This is a genomic window from Flagellimonas meishanensis, from assembly GCF_019880545.1.
Lineage (GTDB): Bacteria > Bacteroidota > Bacteroidia > Flavobacteriales > Flavobacteriaceae > Flagellimonas > Flagellimonas meishanensis.
This window is the reverse complement of sequence record NZ_JAINVW010000002.1, coordinates 1-14,702: the sequence shown is the minus strand read 5'-3', so window position 1 is coordinate 14,702 and position 14,702 is coordinate 1. Positions and strand designations below refer to the sequence as shown.

The 14,702-nt window shown below is 45.3% G+C and carries 11 protein-coding genes; 3 read left to right on the top strand and 8 right to left on the bottom strand.

Annotated elements, in window-relative coordinates; genetic code table 11:
* Window positions 1-13: 13 nt before the first annotated feature.
* Window positions 14-859 carry a universal stress protein gene (locus K7G75_RS06645; protein WP_222983479.1) on the bottom strand — a complete coding sequence of 282 codons (846 nt, stop codon included), beginning with the start codon at window positions 857-859 and terminating at the stop codon, window positions 14-16.
* A gap of 286 nt (window positions 860-1,145) precedes the next feature.
* Here K7G75_RS06645 and K7G75_RS06640 point away from each other — a divergent pair, with 286 nt between their 5' ends.
* Genes K7G75_RS06640 through K7G75_RS06630 form a run of 3 tightly spaced genes read left to right on the top strand, consistent with a single transcriptional unit; the run spans window position 1,146 to window position 4,092 of the window.
* Window positions 1,146-2,147, top strand: coding sequence for an efflux RND transporter periplasmic adaptor subunit (locus K7G75_RS06640; RefSeq protein WP_262420273.1), 1,002 nt, complete (start codon window positions 1,146-1,148; stop codon window positions 2,145-2,147).
* Window positions 2,144-3,406 carry an ABC transporter permease gene (locus tag K7G75_RS06635; protein ID WP_222983477.1) on the top strand — a complete coding sequence of 421 codons (1,263 nt, stop codon included), beginning with the start codon at window positions 2,144-2,146 and terminating at the stop codon, window positions 3,404-3,406. The genes K7G75_RS06640 and K7G75_RS06635 overlap by 4 nt, the downstream gene beginning before the upstream one ends.
* Before the next feature lie 8 nt (window positions 3,407-3,414).
* Complete coding sequence (locus tag K7G75_RS06630; RefSeq protein WP_222983476.1) at window positions 3,415-4,092, top strand: ABC transporter ATP-binding protein; 678 nt, start codon at window positions 3,415-3,417, stop codon at window positions 4,090-4,092.
* Window position 4,093: 1 nt separating this feature from the next.
* Here the strand turns inward: K7G75_RS06630 and K7G75_RS06625 are convergent, their stop codons facing one another.
* From K7G75_RS06625 to K7G75_RS06595, 7 genes are all read right to left on the bottom strand, one after another.
* Window positions 4,094-4,945 carry a universal stress protein gene (locus K7G75_RS06625; protein WP_222983475.1) on the bottom strand — a complete coding sequence of 284 codons (852 nt, stop codon included), beginning with the start codon at window positions 4,943-4,945 and terminating at the stop codon, window positions 4,094-4,096.
* 137 nt (window positions 4,946-5,082) lie between these two features.
* On the bottom strand, window positions 5,083-5,991 hold the full coding sequence (locus K7G75_RS06620) for a glycoside hydrolase family 17 protein (protein ID WP_222983474.1): 909 nt from the start codon (window positions 5,989-5,991) through the stop codon (window positions 5,083-5,085).
* A gap of 28 nt (window positions 5,992-6,019) precedes the next feature.
* Window positions 6,020-7,585 carry an MFS transporter gene (locus K7G75_RS06615; protein ID WP_222983473.1) on the bottom strand — a complete coding sequence of 522 codons (1,566 nt, stop codon included), beginning with the start codon at window positions 7,583-7,585 and terminating at the stop codon, window positions 6,020-6,022.
* Window positions 7,582-9,114, bottom strand: a complete 1,533-nt coding sequence (locus tag K7G75_RS06610; RefSeq protein WP_222983472.1) for a glycoside hydrolase family 30 protein — start codon at window positions 9,112-9,114, stop codon at window positions 7,582-7,584. Before K7G75_RS06610 ends, K7G75_RS06615 begins: the two co-directional genes overlap by 4 nt.
* A gap of 9 nt (window positions 9,115-9,123) precedes the next feature.
* Window positions 9,124-10,404: a glycosyl hydrolase family 17 protein gene (locus tag K7G75_RS06605; RefSeq protein ID WP_222983471.1), complete on the bottom strand. Its 1,281-nt coding sequence runs from the start codon at window positions 10,402-10,404 to the stop codon at window positions 9,124-9,126.
* Between the two features lie 49 nt (window positions 10,405-10,453).
* A complete protein-coding gene (locus K7G75_RS06600; protein ID WP_222983470.1) occupies window positions 10,454-13,927 on the bottom strand; it encodes a hypothetical protein in 3,474 nt (1,157 codons plus the stop codon).
* Between the two features lie 167 nt (window positions 13,928-14,094).
* Window positions 14,095-14,702 (bottom strand): hypothetical protein (locus K7G75_RS06595; protein WP_222983469.1); only part of this gene is annotated, 608 nt, incomplete at its 5' end.

The following is a 14,702-nucleotide window of genomic DNA, read 5'->3' as shown; positions in this document are numbered from 1 at the left end:
TGCTAGTTAAAAATCATCGGTGCAGGTTCTGCATGACCAAAAAGGGAATCTTTACCTTAAGGCCAAGTAAATCCACAGTGGACCGATAGAGCATATCCTCAAAAAAAGAGTGCCTTGAATTCACCATCACCAAAAGGCTCACTTCTTTTTCCTTGATGTACTCCATTATCACCTCTGCCCTGTTCTTTACCGCTGTGGTCTCAAAGGACAGATAGGCCCTCCGCAGTGCGTCCTTCAAAAATTGCTTGTTATCCTCCTGCCGTGGACTGAGAACGTCAAAATCCGTGATGTAGAGGCAATGCACGGTTGCCTTGAAATCACCGGCCAGGTCGCCCAAAAGTTTCAGTTCGCGACGCTTGTAAGGCAGCATATAGTCGGTGGGAAACAAAATGTTCTTGGGTTGCTTATAGGTAAAATCCTCGGGTACCGCGAGCACAGGACACTGTACATACTTAAAGACCTCTATGGTATAGCTTCCAAAGGTTGTTTTATGGTCGCTTGTTTCCCCTTTGGTACCCATAATCACCAAATCCAAGTTTTTATCCTTCACAAAATCATTGACACCGTCCACCAAATTGTCAAAAACGGGAATGGTCTCAAAGGTATGGAGCGGATTTGGTGGGTGCCCCTCGACACGCTGAACCAATTCGTCCAACCTCTTTTTGACTTCCTTACGCTTTTGATCTGCCAAGCTTTCAATTTGATCTGTGGGTGTGGTCTTATATTGACCATATACCTCATCAGCAAAGGCATGAAGCAGAAAAAAACAGGCCCGGTTGCATTTAAAGAGTTCTTGGGCATATTCCAAGGCGTGCAATGCATTTCTTGAAAAATCGGTAGGTATCAGTACAGTTCGCATATCCTCACTTTTCCCAAAGTTAACCGCCTGCACCACCACAAAAAATGATATTGGTCATCTGGGGAAATCCCGGCGCATTTTAATTCATTGAACAAACAGATAGTAAGGTTTGCCCCGTCCATGCTATATTCCCATACTGACCAAACTCATGTTTTAAACCAAATTTTTATTGGTAATTTGGATGTCTTGATGAAACCACCTTATGAAGTACCCGTCATTTTTTTGGACCCTATTTTTGCTATTTGTTGGTTGCAGCACCAAGAATGAAAAAATCCATCCGGAAATCATGTCCCTGACAGAATCAGTGTATGCCTCCGCAACCATCCAACCTGATAGCCTGTACCAAGTGTATTCCGTGGTGACAGGTATTTTGGATAGGGTTTGGGCAGAGGAAGGCGATGCGGTGGCGAAAGGCGACCGCATACTCCAAATCACAAATACCTCGCCGGAGCTAAGCATGAAAAATTCGGAATTGGCGCTCCAATTGGCCAAAGAAAACTATAGCGGCAGTGCAGCAGTCCTGAAAGGTATTGAAGATGAAATACGATCCGCTGAATTGAATCTGAAGAATGATTCCATCAATTTCTTCCGGCAGAAAAACCTATGGAGTCAAAATATCGGTTCCAAAGTCGAGTTCGACAATCGCAAGTTGGCCTATGAACTTTCCCAGAATACGTTGAACTTGTTGAATAGGAAATATCAACGTACCCAAAATGAACTGCAGACCCAACTGAAACAGGCTGAAAACAACTTCAAGTCCTCTATGACCATGAACAAGGACTTCACCATTACAAGTAAGATCAATGGCAAGGTCTATGCCATCTACAAAGACCCAGGTGAAATTGTCAACCCCATGGAACCCGTGGCGGCTATAGGCAAGAGTGCTGTTTTTGTGATCGAGCTTTTGGTTGATGAGGTGGATATTGTGAAACTAAAGATTGGTCAAAAAGTCCTCCTCACTTTGGATGCCTATAACTCAGAAGTTTTTGAGGCCACCCTTAACAAAATCTATCCAAGAAAAGATGAGCGCACACAGACCTTTAAGGTAGAGGCCCTGTTCGACAATGCTCCATCCACTTTGTATCCGGGACTTTCTGGGGAAGGAAACATAATAATTGCCAAAAAAAACGAGGCTTTGACCATACCAAAAGAGTACCTTATCGACGGGTCCAAAGTGCTCACCGAAAATGGGGAAGTGCAGGTAAGCATTGGGCTGCAGAACCTAGATCGGGTTGAAATACTGGAGGGTATCGACAAGAACACTGTTCTACTTAAACCTAGGGAATGATCAATTGGAGTGTCATATTGGGAATTGCCAAAACACACTTGATAACCAAGATCAAGTCTACGGTCACAGCCACCTTGGGTGTAACGTTTGGGATTGGGGCCTATATTACCTTAGTGAGTTTTATGACCGGCCTCAATGCTATGCTGGATGATTTGGTACTGAACCAGACTCCACATATCCACATGTACAACGAAATAAGACCTTCGGAAAAACAGCCTGTTGCCCTTTTTGATGATTTTAAGCAAGGGCTCAACATTGTTCGCTCCATCAAACCAAAACAGAGCCAAAAGAAAATCCACAACGCACTGCCCATCCTTCACCATTTAAAAAGACATCCCAATGTAAAGGGGGCCACCCCACAGCTCAGAGCACAGATTTTTTATCTGTCGGGTTCCATAGAGCTGGGTGGCAATCTTGTGGGGGTTGACATTCTGGAAGAAGCTCGGCTCTCCAATATTCAGGATAACATTGTCCATGGTTCACCGGTAGACCTCAAAAACAATGACAACGGAATTCTTTTGGGAGCGGGATTGGCGGAAAAAATGTCACTGTCCGTTGGCGACAGGGTTCAGATAAGCACGGTGGCCGGAAACATATTTCCCCTAAAAATAGTCGGGATCTACCAAAGTGGCATCGCGGACATCGACAATATTCAGAGCTTTGCCAACCTGAACACGGTCCAACGTATTTTGGGAGAGGCCGAAAACTACATTACCGACATCAACATCAAACTACTTAACATTGAGGAAGCTCCCACCATGGCCCGGAAGCTTGAAAAGCAGTTCAATGCGAAGGCTGTGGACATCAACGAGGCCAATGCGCAGTTTGAAACAGGTTCCAGCATTCGAAATATGATCACCTATGCCGTATCCATTACCCTTCTCATTGTTGCCGGATTCGGGATCTACAATATCCTGAACATGCTGATCTATGAAAAAATGAAGGATATCGCCATACTGAAGGCAACCGGATTCTCCGGGCTCGACGTTCAGCTAATATTTATGAGCCAAGCACTGATCATCGGATTTATTGGGGGCATATTGGGCCTGTTGATAGGTTTTGTCCTTTCCCATATCATAGATCAGACCCCTTTTGAAACGGAAGCCCTGCCCACCATCACCACATTCCCGGTCAATTTCAATATGGCCTATTACGTCATCGGAATCACCTTTGCGCTGATTTCTACATGTATAGCAGGGTATTTACCCTCCAAAAGGGCTAAAAAAATAGATCCTGTACGAATTATTAGAGGAACATAGCGATCATTATGAGTTTTGTCCTAGAAGCGAAAAACATCAATAAACACTTTCATAAGCCCAAGGATTTCCATGTGCTCAAGGACATCTCCTTTACCGTTGCCCGAGGTGAGTTCGCTTCCATTATGGGCAAATCGGGATGTGGTAAATCCACTTTGTTGTACATCCTTTCCACCATGGATACGGACTATACCGGGGAACTGTACCTTAACGATGAGCTGGTGACGGGCAAGACCCATCGGGAACTCTCACAGATCAGAAACAAGAATATCGGTTTTGTTTTTCAGTTCCATTATTTACTGTCCGAGTTCACTGTTCTGGAGAACGTGATGCTGCCAGCAAAAAAATTGGCAGTAAAGACGGATGCAGAAATTAGACAGGACGCCCAACAAAAGCTGGAAATGCTCCATATTGGGCATTTGGCCGATCAAAGGGCCTCCAGAATTTCTGGAGGTGAAAAACAACGCGTGGCCATCGCCAGGGCCCTGATCAACAACCCCACTATTTTGATGGGCGATGAACCCACGGGGAATTTGGATAGCCACAATTCTGAAAATGTGTTTCAGATCTTCAAGAGGTTGAAGGAAGAACAGGGTTTATCCCTTTTGGTGGTGACCCATGATGAGGATTTTGCCAAACGAACCGACCGTATCATTCAAATGGAGGACGGTCGCATTTTAAACCCTTAAGTTATCGAAACAAGCTTTTATTGACTGCCAACAGCGGTACGTTTCCTTTGGAAATCATCTGCATTACCTTGTCGCCTTGGATCAACGAAGTGAAGAATCCCTCTCTTTCCCGTTCCAACATTACCAAAACATCAGCTTGGGTATTCTTTACCTGCTTAAGAAGTGTGCCGAACACATCTTCGGAACGGACCATTTCAAAACTAATTTTCCCATAGGTTACTTTTTGTTGCAGCATTTCTTGAAACCATTGCATCTGATCTTCGCCGGCGTATTCCTTTTCTGTGGATATGTGAAATACGCTGATTTTGGAGCCAAGAGATTTGGCAAAGGTCTTGACAAGCCAATCGATGGCATGGATATCCGCCTCTTCAAAATCCGTTGCATACAGCATATTCTCCACCTCAAACTTTTCCCAGTGCGGAGGTACTGCCAGCACGGGGCAGGTGCTTCTCATGACCATATCCTTCGTGTTGCTCCCTATAAAAACTTCTTTAAGGGCACTTTTGCCCTGAAGACCCATCACCAACAAGCTGGCGTTGTACTCGGTAATCACTTCAGCAATCCCCTCTCTAACAATGGCATGTTCTTTTATCTTGAGTTCAACATTTTCAAGGTTTTGGCCTAGACCCAAGTGGGTAGCACAAAATTCCTTCAAGGTCTTGCCTTGTTTTGCAAAAGCTTCCTTCTCCTTTTTGGCATAGGCCGTACTCAAGGGATTTGCGAAGGTCAAATCCATATCAAAGACATGTAATGCCATCAATCGCATACCAAGTTGCCTACCCAGCACCTGGGCCATTTTAAGCGCCGCGACTGAGTTTTGGGAATAATCAATGGCACATACAAGGGTCTCCATAACCTTTTTGTTTGTATGAAGCTAGGCCATTTCCCCAGATACGGAAATGATATTTGTCAACAAAAACAAAAAATGATTCCAGCGTATGGAATCATTTTTTGAAAGGGATAATGTTTAAGCCAATGGTTTTGCTTGGCTTAAAATTTCAGCTTTTCGTGCTTGTCCCACAAGCCCCAGTAGGCGCCGACATCCCCCTCGGCACCGACCTTCCACGATTCATCAAAAGATGAAAAATAGAACACCTCTATGTTATTCTTTTTGGACCAGGCCTGGGTATTGATAAAATATTTCATGGCATTTTCCTCTGAGGAAACGGCTCCTCTTAGGCTCTCCCCCTTGCTTGGCCAGCCCGTTTCGGTAATAATCACTTTTTTACCCTGAGCGGCATCAGTTGCCTGACCGAACATCTGTTGCATATGGTTCAGTGAGTATTCCATGGGGCAGCCTTCCCAATAGGGATAACAATTGGATAGGATCACATCACAAGCTTGGGTGATTCTAGGCCGGTGTGAAAACTCATAGTAGGCATCCACATAGCCCATGGGTATGTTCGGCAGGGCCTCCTTTACCCTTCGCATGTAGTCCAGCAGTTGGTCCTCGGTCAAATCCCCACGATACATCACCTCATTACCGACTGCCGCTATGTCCACATAGCCATTTTTTGCAAGATCAATCAAACCTTCTATTTCTTTTTCGTTGAGTTCCAAGTCGTGGCCCAACCAAGCGCCCACCAAGGTTTTGATGCCAAATTCCTTGGCCACCACTGGCACGTGTTCATTCCCCTCGATACAGGAAAAAGAGCGTACCCATTGTGTATAGGGCTTAATAATCTGCATCCTTCGCCTTACCTGCTCTTTAGTAATGACGTCCCCGGGACTCTGTCCATCTTCATAAATACTGAAACAAAGCCCGTGCATCCCATTCTGAATGGTTTCCAACCAAAGCTGGCGCAGCTCGTCGATGGATATTTTGCTGAAGTCCAACCCCGCATAATCTGAATAATTGTGCTTGGTAAGTGAAAAAATATGACCTTCTCTAAATGACATTTTCTGTTACTTTTTTTAGTATGTTGTTTTATAATTCGCCTCTTCGGGCTACCAGTTTTTCCTTGATTTCTTTTGCCCTTGCTTCTGACAGACTGTACTTCCACATCACCCAAATTGCGAGGGCGGCTGTGAATGAGGGTATGATGATATCCGCTATCCTGAGTCTGTTCATGGTGTCCAATGATTGTTCTGTAACATTAGGATCAAAGCCCACGATTTTCAAGATCAACCCTCCCAAAACTAGGGCTATGGCCTGTCCCAATTTTACCATCCACCAATATATTGCCCCAAAAGTACCTTCTTTCCGAGGCATTCCGTTTTCCAATTCGTCCAGGTCGCACACATCGGCGGTCATGGACATCATCAAGGTAAACAACCCGCCCATTCCAAAAGCGAACAATGGAATCGGCACAAAAATGAGCCATGGAATTTCGTTTGCGGGGTCAATGGAAAACCATGACATACCCACATTGTCCAGTATCGGGTTCAAATAGTCAAAAATGGAGGCAAGGCCGGAACTTAATCCCTTGCCAAGTCCCGTTTCATTGAACTGGCTGTTCAGTTCTTTGTCAAAGCCCCACCATTTCAACAGATACCCTACCACAGATAATGCAGTGGAAATGATAAAAGCCTTTTTCTTTCCCCATTTGTCAGACATTTTGGAGATGATGGGTATCACCAAGAAGGCGGTGATCATGGCATTTACGGTATTGAACCATGCCGGCCAGGTCCCTGCCATCTCATAACTACCGCTATACATGTAAAAAACAATGATGAAAACCCCGAAAGCCGCCACAAGTTGAAATCCGTTAAAAACAAGGAAGGTGGCACCACAAAGTTTCATAAATGGCTTGTTTTTGGACACCTGTACGATGCCCACAAACAGGTCCTTCATATTGGACCAAAGTGTCTTAAAGGTGATTTCCTTGCGGTTCTCCATATGTGCGGCGTCTATTCCCTTACAAAACAGGGCGGGCAAAATCCCAAAGACCACGCACATGGCCCCAACGATCAAAGCCATGGTGCGCACACCCTCCGTTTGTGTGTTGAATGTATTGGAATCTGGAATTATGACATAAAGCCATGGCACGATCATCCAAGCAATCTGGCCCATGCTATTGGCAAAGCTCATCAATCTGGTCCGTTCATTATAGTCGGATGTCATTTCATAGCCCAGACCCACCAGTGGGGTGGCAAACATGGTATTGCCCACCAAGAAGAGGATTTGAAGGACCATCACATGCCAAATAATGTAGGACTGTGATGCATTGTCATCCAGTTGCCACATCAAAAAGAAAAGGACCCCACTTATTATAGCTCCCAAAAAGATATAGGGCCGTCTCCGCCCGTATTTAGATTTGGTGTTATCCGAGATGAAACCCATGATCGGGTCGGTTATGGCATCAAAAATCCTGGGCAATCCTCCCAAAAGACCGGCCCATAAAGGGTCCACTCCCCATGCTGTCAACAAAAAGAATTGGATGAAGACGCCCAGTGTCCCAGGAAGTATGTTCAATATAAAATGGCCTGCCCCAAAGGCAGCCTTTTGTCCAACCGGGACCTTATCTTTTGAAAGTGTTTTCACCTTGCTCATAGTTGTTTATTTAGTTGGTTGTTTTTACCATTGTCCATATCTTGTTCCAAGACCATTGTTTGAATGGCCTGTCCGCTTATGGGAATATTGATTTCGTCTTCCCCTATCTTGAAGTTCACCAGCTTCGATTCCATGCCTTCATTAAAAACAACAATTGCAACGGAACCATCTGGGTTTTTTGCCGCGGTGACCAACAAGGAATCCTCTGAAGGTTTTACCCCTATCCTAATGGCACCAGGCCTGATAAACTTGCTGAAGTGCTTGAGGGTATGATACAGTGGCGTAAAGTACACCTCATCCTTTTCCACATCAACGATAACGGGTGCCACGCACCAGTTCTTAAACCAATTTGGGCCTCCTTTTGTGTCGAGTACCATGTTCCAGTCCACCCAACCGTCCACCCAGTTGTTCAAGCAACCGATAATGTCACGGGCATAGCGATTTACGGGAGCATACTTGGGATGGAGGTGCTTTTGGTCCTCTGGAGCCCAATCCCAACCCCAGTCGGTGGCCTCTTTGCGCCAGTACCATTGATCATCCTTCCATTTGGGCACCTCAGCGTCAACACAGGCTTCGGTTTGGATCAAATGCTTGTCGGGGGCTTTTTGGTGGGCATATTGAAGGGCTTCGGGAAATACCTCGAAGGTACTGGCATACCAATGTATGGCTGTTCCTGAAAAGTATTTTGATGTTTTCTCATCCCTGAACATCGCATCCACCCATTCGTTCAAATGTTCCCTATTTTGGTCATAGCCTAATATCTTTATGTTGCCCTTTCCTAAATTTTCCAATGTTGGGCCCAAATGGTTTTGCACAAACTGCGTCATCTCTTCGGCCGTGTAGTGCATGCTCTCCCAATTGTTTCCATTGCCCAGGGGTTCATTTTCAACGGTAATTCCCCAAATGTCTATGCCCTCAGCGCTGTAGGCATCAATATACTTGGAAAAGAACAGGGCCCAGGTGTCGTAATATTCGGGAAGGAGCTTACCCCCGACCCAATCCTTGTTGTCTTTCATCCAGGGGGGTGCTGTCCATGGCGAGGAGATGATTCTGAAACCATCCTTGGAAATGGCCATGGCCTCCTTGATCATGGGTATGATGTCGTCCTTATCCTCAATGACGGAAAAATGATCCAAATTCATATCTCCCTCCACAGGAGCGTAGGAATAGTTGCCCAATGAAAAATCACAGGAATTTATGTGTGTGCGGGTGAGGGAATATCGGGCGCCTTCATCTCCAAAGTATGCCTCCAAAACTTGCTGCCTGTTCTGTTTTCCCAATTGATTCAGTAGATGGGCAGAGGACTCCGTAAACGAACCTCCAAATCCAGTGATGGTCTGAAACTTTTCATCGGGAGAAACAACCACCTGTACATCGTGGCCTTCAGAGGTTGAAGGGTCAATTTTTTTAAAGACGTTACCATTGGATGCGGTTTCGTACACCTGTACGTTCAATCGAGATTTCTCTTTGACACAACTCGTCATCATTAGTATTGCCATTAACCCTAAAACACCTGACACTTTTTTCATTGCTTACACTTATGGGGTTTCAATCCTCTCCCCGGAGGGCGGAACAAGGACTTCCGTCAACAAGGCCTCCAAATCCCCATCGTAAGTCTTGGTGATTGGATTTCCATTTCTTGTCAACCCCTTAAAAATTCCTTTGTCAACCAGCTCCCAAAGTGCATACTTGGCCTTCCCGTCCACCGTAAAAAGTCCAAAGTGGTTCTCTGAGCCCTTTGGGTTGTGGGCATCTTTCCAAGGTTCGTTGAAGGCCTCGAAATAAAAGCAGGAAATTCCGGCATTGGTGGTCCACTCCCTAATGAGTTCATGGTACATCGCCTGCTTATACTCGTCGGTGGCCCTGGAGCCGTTGGGTCCGTAAAATCCATTGGACACACTGGCCCAACCAGTTTCGCCAATATGTATAGGTTTGTCAACTCCCAAACTTTTCATGTAGTTGGATACACTGTCGTATTGTTTTTTGGCAAAACCCAATGCGCGCTGCATGGCCGCATCCACTTTTTGCTTATCGGACCATTTGGTTTCCTGCTCGGGATGCAACCAAAATTCCGGGTTGTAGTGGGTATTGTGGTAAGGATAGGTGTGCATGGATATAAAATCGACAGCTTTTACCAATGCTTCCAAATCTGGAGTGTGGTATTCCGGACTGCCCCCACCCCATGACGCAAAATCGTCCGAACTGGTGATCCAGAGTTCTTTTGGCAGGCCGCCATTGGCCTTGAGTTCCTGTAAGTGGTTTACCCATTTTAGGATCACGTTGGCCTGAACGTAATAGCTGGTGGCCCATTTTACCATGGCCTCGTTGCCCACGGCCACAATTTTTACAATATCGGGGTACTCATTGGCCAGGGCGACTGCGCGATCAATCTCGGCGGCATTGGTCTCACTTTCCACATTGTGGTCGGGTTCCTGGTCCGTCCACGCATTTTTGCAATCTATCCAGGCGCCCAACATCACGAACATTTGAAAATTCGGGTCTTTTTTTTTGATCTCGCGAATGGCCTTGAGCACGTTGGACGCATGCGGAAATTGTACGTTGTAGGTTCGAATTAGCCCAATACCCATTGCCGAGAGGATTTTCATATCCTCCTTAAGCTGGGCAATGGTAGGTTGTGCTTCCCTGGTTTTTTTCCTATATCCTCCGTATGAAATGGCCAAAAAGTCCGGATTCCCCAGAACATCTTTGGCGGTAAGATTCAGTTGTTGATTCACTGTATTGATTTTGTCTTCTGGTTTGTTTTGGTTTTTGCATGCAAAGCACAATAAAACCACCAAAAAAATACTGATTGTTTTCATTTGTCCCATCATGTTTTGCACTTATTTGTTTGTTGGAATGTATTTACACTTACTTGAGTCGTTTTTCATCCACCCATACTTGAATGGTCTTTATATCTCCAGTTCTTCCGAAAAGCATGCTGCTGTGTTTTTTGTCCAAATCCAGTCCATCCAAATTAGCATGGGAACCATTTTTGAATGATACCTTTATCTGTTCTTTGGTGGATAAAATGTATTGCACGGGAACCTGGCAATAGGTAAAGCCCAATGAACCCGCTTCGAGTGTGGTAATTTCGGTTTTTCCGTCAACATCCACATAGCTGAATTCGGTAGGTTCCGTCAAGAACTCCCCCTTTCTCAGCATACAGGGATCAAAAAAGAGTTTTCCTTCGGAAACGAAAACCCCAAGTTCCCCGAACCGACTCAAAATGTCCTCTTTTACCTGTCCCGTCATCCCTGGTTGCTGCGCGCCCTTACCTGCCGGAGTATGGGAATAGGGATCCGTTGGAAACGCTCCGTACAATTTTGGTGGCTTGTGCACACCAATCCCCTCTGTTATCTCATAAAAATGCTCAAGTAGTTTGCCGACAGTGACATCATCTTCTTGGTTAGCAATTGCCGCGACACAGGTTTCCTGAACACTCAATAGCAATTTAGAGACCATGTGCCAGTAAATGGAACCCAGCCCCTCGTAGCCGTAGAAGGTTCCCGATCTGCCCGTAAAGGATTTATGGTCGAAAATCTCCTCAAACGTGTCCAATATCAATTTGCGGTCCTTTTTTATCAATTCACCATAAACCTCATCAGAAAGGTTGGACAAGGCATGTTTTAGGCTGTCTGCATTATTGAACGCTCCATTAAAATGATGTTTGCCATCAATTCCCTTTTCAATGATTGTGGTATTCCCCTCCTGAACAAGTCTCTGAAGCAAATCGGATTCTTCTACCCTTTTGGGTGGGATGGTATTCTTTTCACAAAACCGTGGAAGTTCTTTGTTCGGATAGAGCAAGTAGCTGTATTGATCTTCCCTAAATAGTGCGCTTGACTTAAGGGCATCCAGCACTTCCAAGGATTTTGAACCGTTCAGATAGCCGGAACTCAGCACTGCAACCTGGCCCTCCAACATTTCGGACAGATAGGAAATGGACACTTCGGTATCATTTTCAACCGTCATTAAATTATAGGCGTGGAACAATTTGTCCGCGCGCTGGTTGGCATCAATACTGTGCTCCAGATAGGCCAAGGTCACCTCTATGAATTGGTTAAGGTCTTTTTTGCCTATTTTTTCCGTTTCATTCTTGAAACCATGGGCATAGATTGTATTTCGGAAGTCGCTTCCTGCCATACCCAACGCATCCATGATGGATTTTCTATCCGTATTGGAAATTTTTCCGGAAAGCTTGCCCTTGTTGTCGACCAAAGCCTTCAAAATGGTGTTGAAAAACAGGGCCATCTCCTTGGAAATTGTAAACTCCCCTTGCTCCATATTTTGGACCAAATCCTGAAAAAAGCGTAAAAACCGTCTTAGATAATAAAGTGTTACCATGGAGACCCCATTGCCCACCAGGGCATTATTGGCATCGTTCCATTCTGGACGTTGGGTGTTCATCCAAATACCCCCTTCTGGAATAAGATTGGAGACTTTGGACAATACCGTTGCCAATATTTTTTCCAATAGGTTGACGTGATAAATGGAAGAATCCCCTGAGGTGATGAACGAGGCATCCGCCCCTATCCTTTCCCGTTCTTTATTGATTCTGTGGTCCAAATCCGCATCAAAAATGATGGTGTCCTTTGGGTCTTCGAGAATATCTTGATAGCTTTTTATCTTATAGGGCACATTGGCGTACACAAAAATGTTTTCATGGAAAGATTTACCCAGTTCGTTGGGATAATGGCTTTCCATCAACTCCAAAAGCTTTAGGAGGTATATTATTTGGTGATCTCCCCAATAACCTATATAGGACCAAGGGTCTTCAGGTTCGATCACTTCCCAATCAAATCCATCCTTGGTGACGCGATAGGGATTGTACCCATCAAAAGTTGATGCATTGAGGAATTTGTAGATCATACTCTCCAGGAATGCCGGATAGGACAGTGCGAGGGCCTCCCAGTTTTGGAAGATATCCCGCCAGTTGCCTTCATAATCCAGGACCTTACTGCCATCCTCTGCCCTTGTATTTATGGAAAAACGGTTCCAGGGACGGCTGGGATCGCCGTGCCTTCTACTAAATTTAAGCGGGAGGTACTCCAAGGCCAATCGTTTAAAATCAGGATTGTCGTCATCATTGACCTTCTTTCTCAAAAAATCCAATGAAAATTGGGAAGGAAGCCCATCAAGCAACGCTTTTTTTTGTTGGAAAACCGATTTATTGGCTTTTTGGATATATCTGGTGAAGTCCCATTTTTCAATTTGGTAGCCGTTGTCGAATATCCCGCCACGCATAATGTTGAACAGGGTATTGGAAAAGTGTCGGGTATCCCTCATGGTGTCGGAGGTACACTGAATGGCATCCGAAGCTGCAGCGAGTTGAACCAGTTTCTTTGTCCCATCTTGAACGTCTGCCTCGACCTCTTGGAACAGGTTTTTTGCATTCTTGATGGTGTGTTTGATATGGCTTACATCTGCCCTGGACTTGTTCACATCGGCAATGAGCATCCATTGTTTTTTTGCTCCCGGTCCCAAATTTACCTCCGCATGGACGAAATAGGCGCCCTTCTCGGCTTTTACATCAGTTTCCTGTACAATTTCAATCCCTCGCTTAAAACTGTTCAATTGTAGGGAAGACACAAGATAACTGGCATTTTCCAACCCCATGGACCATACGGTAGTGGCCTTTAGGGCCTCGCTGGGTTCTGCCCGGTCCACAATAATAGCGCTAAGGGCAAAAATGCCGAGACCCGTATCGGCTTCCAATTGATTTCGCTTGTATGCGTCAACCAAATTGCTCCTGTCGTTCTGGAGACCAGAGGGCACCCCATAGGGCATTATGTTCTGAATGCCATCCAGAACAGTGCATTTCAAATCCTTGTCGGCATCGTTTATCAGTTCCGACTTTTTAATGAAGCCAAAGGTTTCGCTAAAATTCCAATGGTATCGGAAGGTCAATCCCAAGTCCTCATTTACCTCTTCAAATACAATCTTGTTTCCATGACTACTCTTGTACAGATTTCTTTGTATTCTGTAGGCCCCCATGCAAGAATCGGAAAAAGGTTCCCATAAGAGGATCTTTTCCTTTTGTTGCACTTGGAGCATGGTCTTGCTTCCCGTGATATTGGCCAACTCGGTGACCTTGTCGTCGGTGTAGTAGGGAAATAGGGCATTTTCCGAATTTTTTCTTCCGGCAGTCAGCCCTCCATTGCTCGAAATGAACATCCAGTGGTCCGAATGGCTCACAATGCTCATAAAAAATGGGCGCATGCCGTCGTAGTTTGAAATTTTGTAGTAGGCTTCGTTTTCAAACTGAATGGATTGTCCCTTTACTTCTTTTTTGTCAGTGGACAATTTTGCACCTCCTGTATAAATATCTTGCTTTTGAGTCATTTTTAATAATATACTAAGTAATAAAACCTCAATACGCAAAGTACAAAAGATTGTGCATTGCCCTATGAGGTAATTAGAGCTTACTGGTGCCAAACAATTAATCCAACCCTCCCTGCGGTAAGGGCCGACCTTTGCCGAGGGAGTGTTGAATTACAATTTAGAGTTTCTTATAGTTCGACAACCACAACTTCATCTATTATCACTTCACCTGCACAGGTGCCCACACCCCCACAAGTGGCCTGTATCAACAATGATATTCCCTCATCTGTCCCAGCGTCTGTGGTAAAGGAACTGGTATAGGTTTGCCATACGTTAATGGTAGCGGTATCCGCGTTACCCAAATCATGAGGTACTGCCCCTCCTACGGTACGTTCAGAGAATGCCAGCACTTGAATCAGGGAACCATCCACAAAAGGTGAGGTAATCTTATATCTAAATGAAACCTGAATGTCCTGACTGCCTGCCACCGAAGGAGCGAATCTTTCTTGCTTAAGATTTGGCACCTGGGAAGGACCTGTTGTCAACCGGGCAGAGTAAGTACCAACATCGGCATCGGTATTAATTATTGTGACAGAACCACCGCCTTGGTTAAGTTGCCAGCAGGCACCATCGCCAGCATTGGCTTCAAAACCACCATTGGACAACAACTCACCTATTGGAGGGGCAGGGCAAGAGCCGCCACCACCGCCAGCGTTGTTGCTGCACAGCCTGATGTTGTCGAACTGGATCGTCCAGTCGGCACTGCCGTCCCCGGCGGTGCCATTGTCCATGATCA

Coding starts and splice junctions, on each gene's coding strand:
- K7G75_RS06645 (WP_222983479.1), bottom strand. CDS start 859: ATGCGAACTGTACTGATACCTACCGATTTTTCAAGAAATGCATTGCAC.
- K7G75_RS06640 (WP_262420273.1), top strand. CDS start 1,146: ATGTCCCTGACAGAATCAGTGTATGCCTCCGCAACCATCCAACCTGAT.
- K7G75_RS06635 (WP_222983477.1), top strand. CDS start 2,144: ATGATCAATTGGAGTGTCATATTGGGAATTGCCAAAACACACTTGATA.
- K7G75_RS06630 (WP_222983476.1), top strand. CDS start 3,415: ATGAGTTTTGTCCTAGAAGCGAAAAACATCAATAAACACTTTCATAAG.
- K7G75_RS06625 (WP_222983475.1), bottom strand. CDS start 4,945: ATGGAGACCCTTGTATGTGCCATTGATTATTCCCAAAACTCAGTCGCG.
- K7G75_RS06620 (WP_222983474.1), bottom strand. CDS start 5,991: ATGTCATTTAGAGAAGGTCATATTTTTTCACTTACCAAGCACAATTAT.
- K7G75_RS06615 (WP_222983473.1), bottom strand. CDS start 7,585: ATGAGCAAGGTGAAAACACTTTCAAAAGATAAGGTCCCGGTTGGACAA.
- K7G75_RS06610 (WP_222983472.1), bottom strand. CDS start 9,114: ATGAAAAAAGTGTCAGGTGTTTTAGGGTTAATGGCAATACTAATGATG.
- K7G75_RS06605 (WP_222983471.1), bottom strand. CDS start 10,404: ATGAAAACAATCAGTATTTTTTTGGTGGTTTTATTGTGCTTTGCATGC.
- K7G75_RS06600 (WP_222983470.1), bottom strand. CDS start 13,927: ATGACTCAAAAGCAAGATATTTATACAGGAGGTGCAAAATTGTCCACT.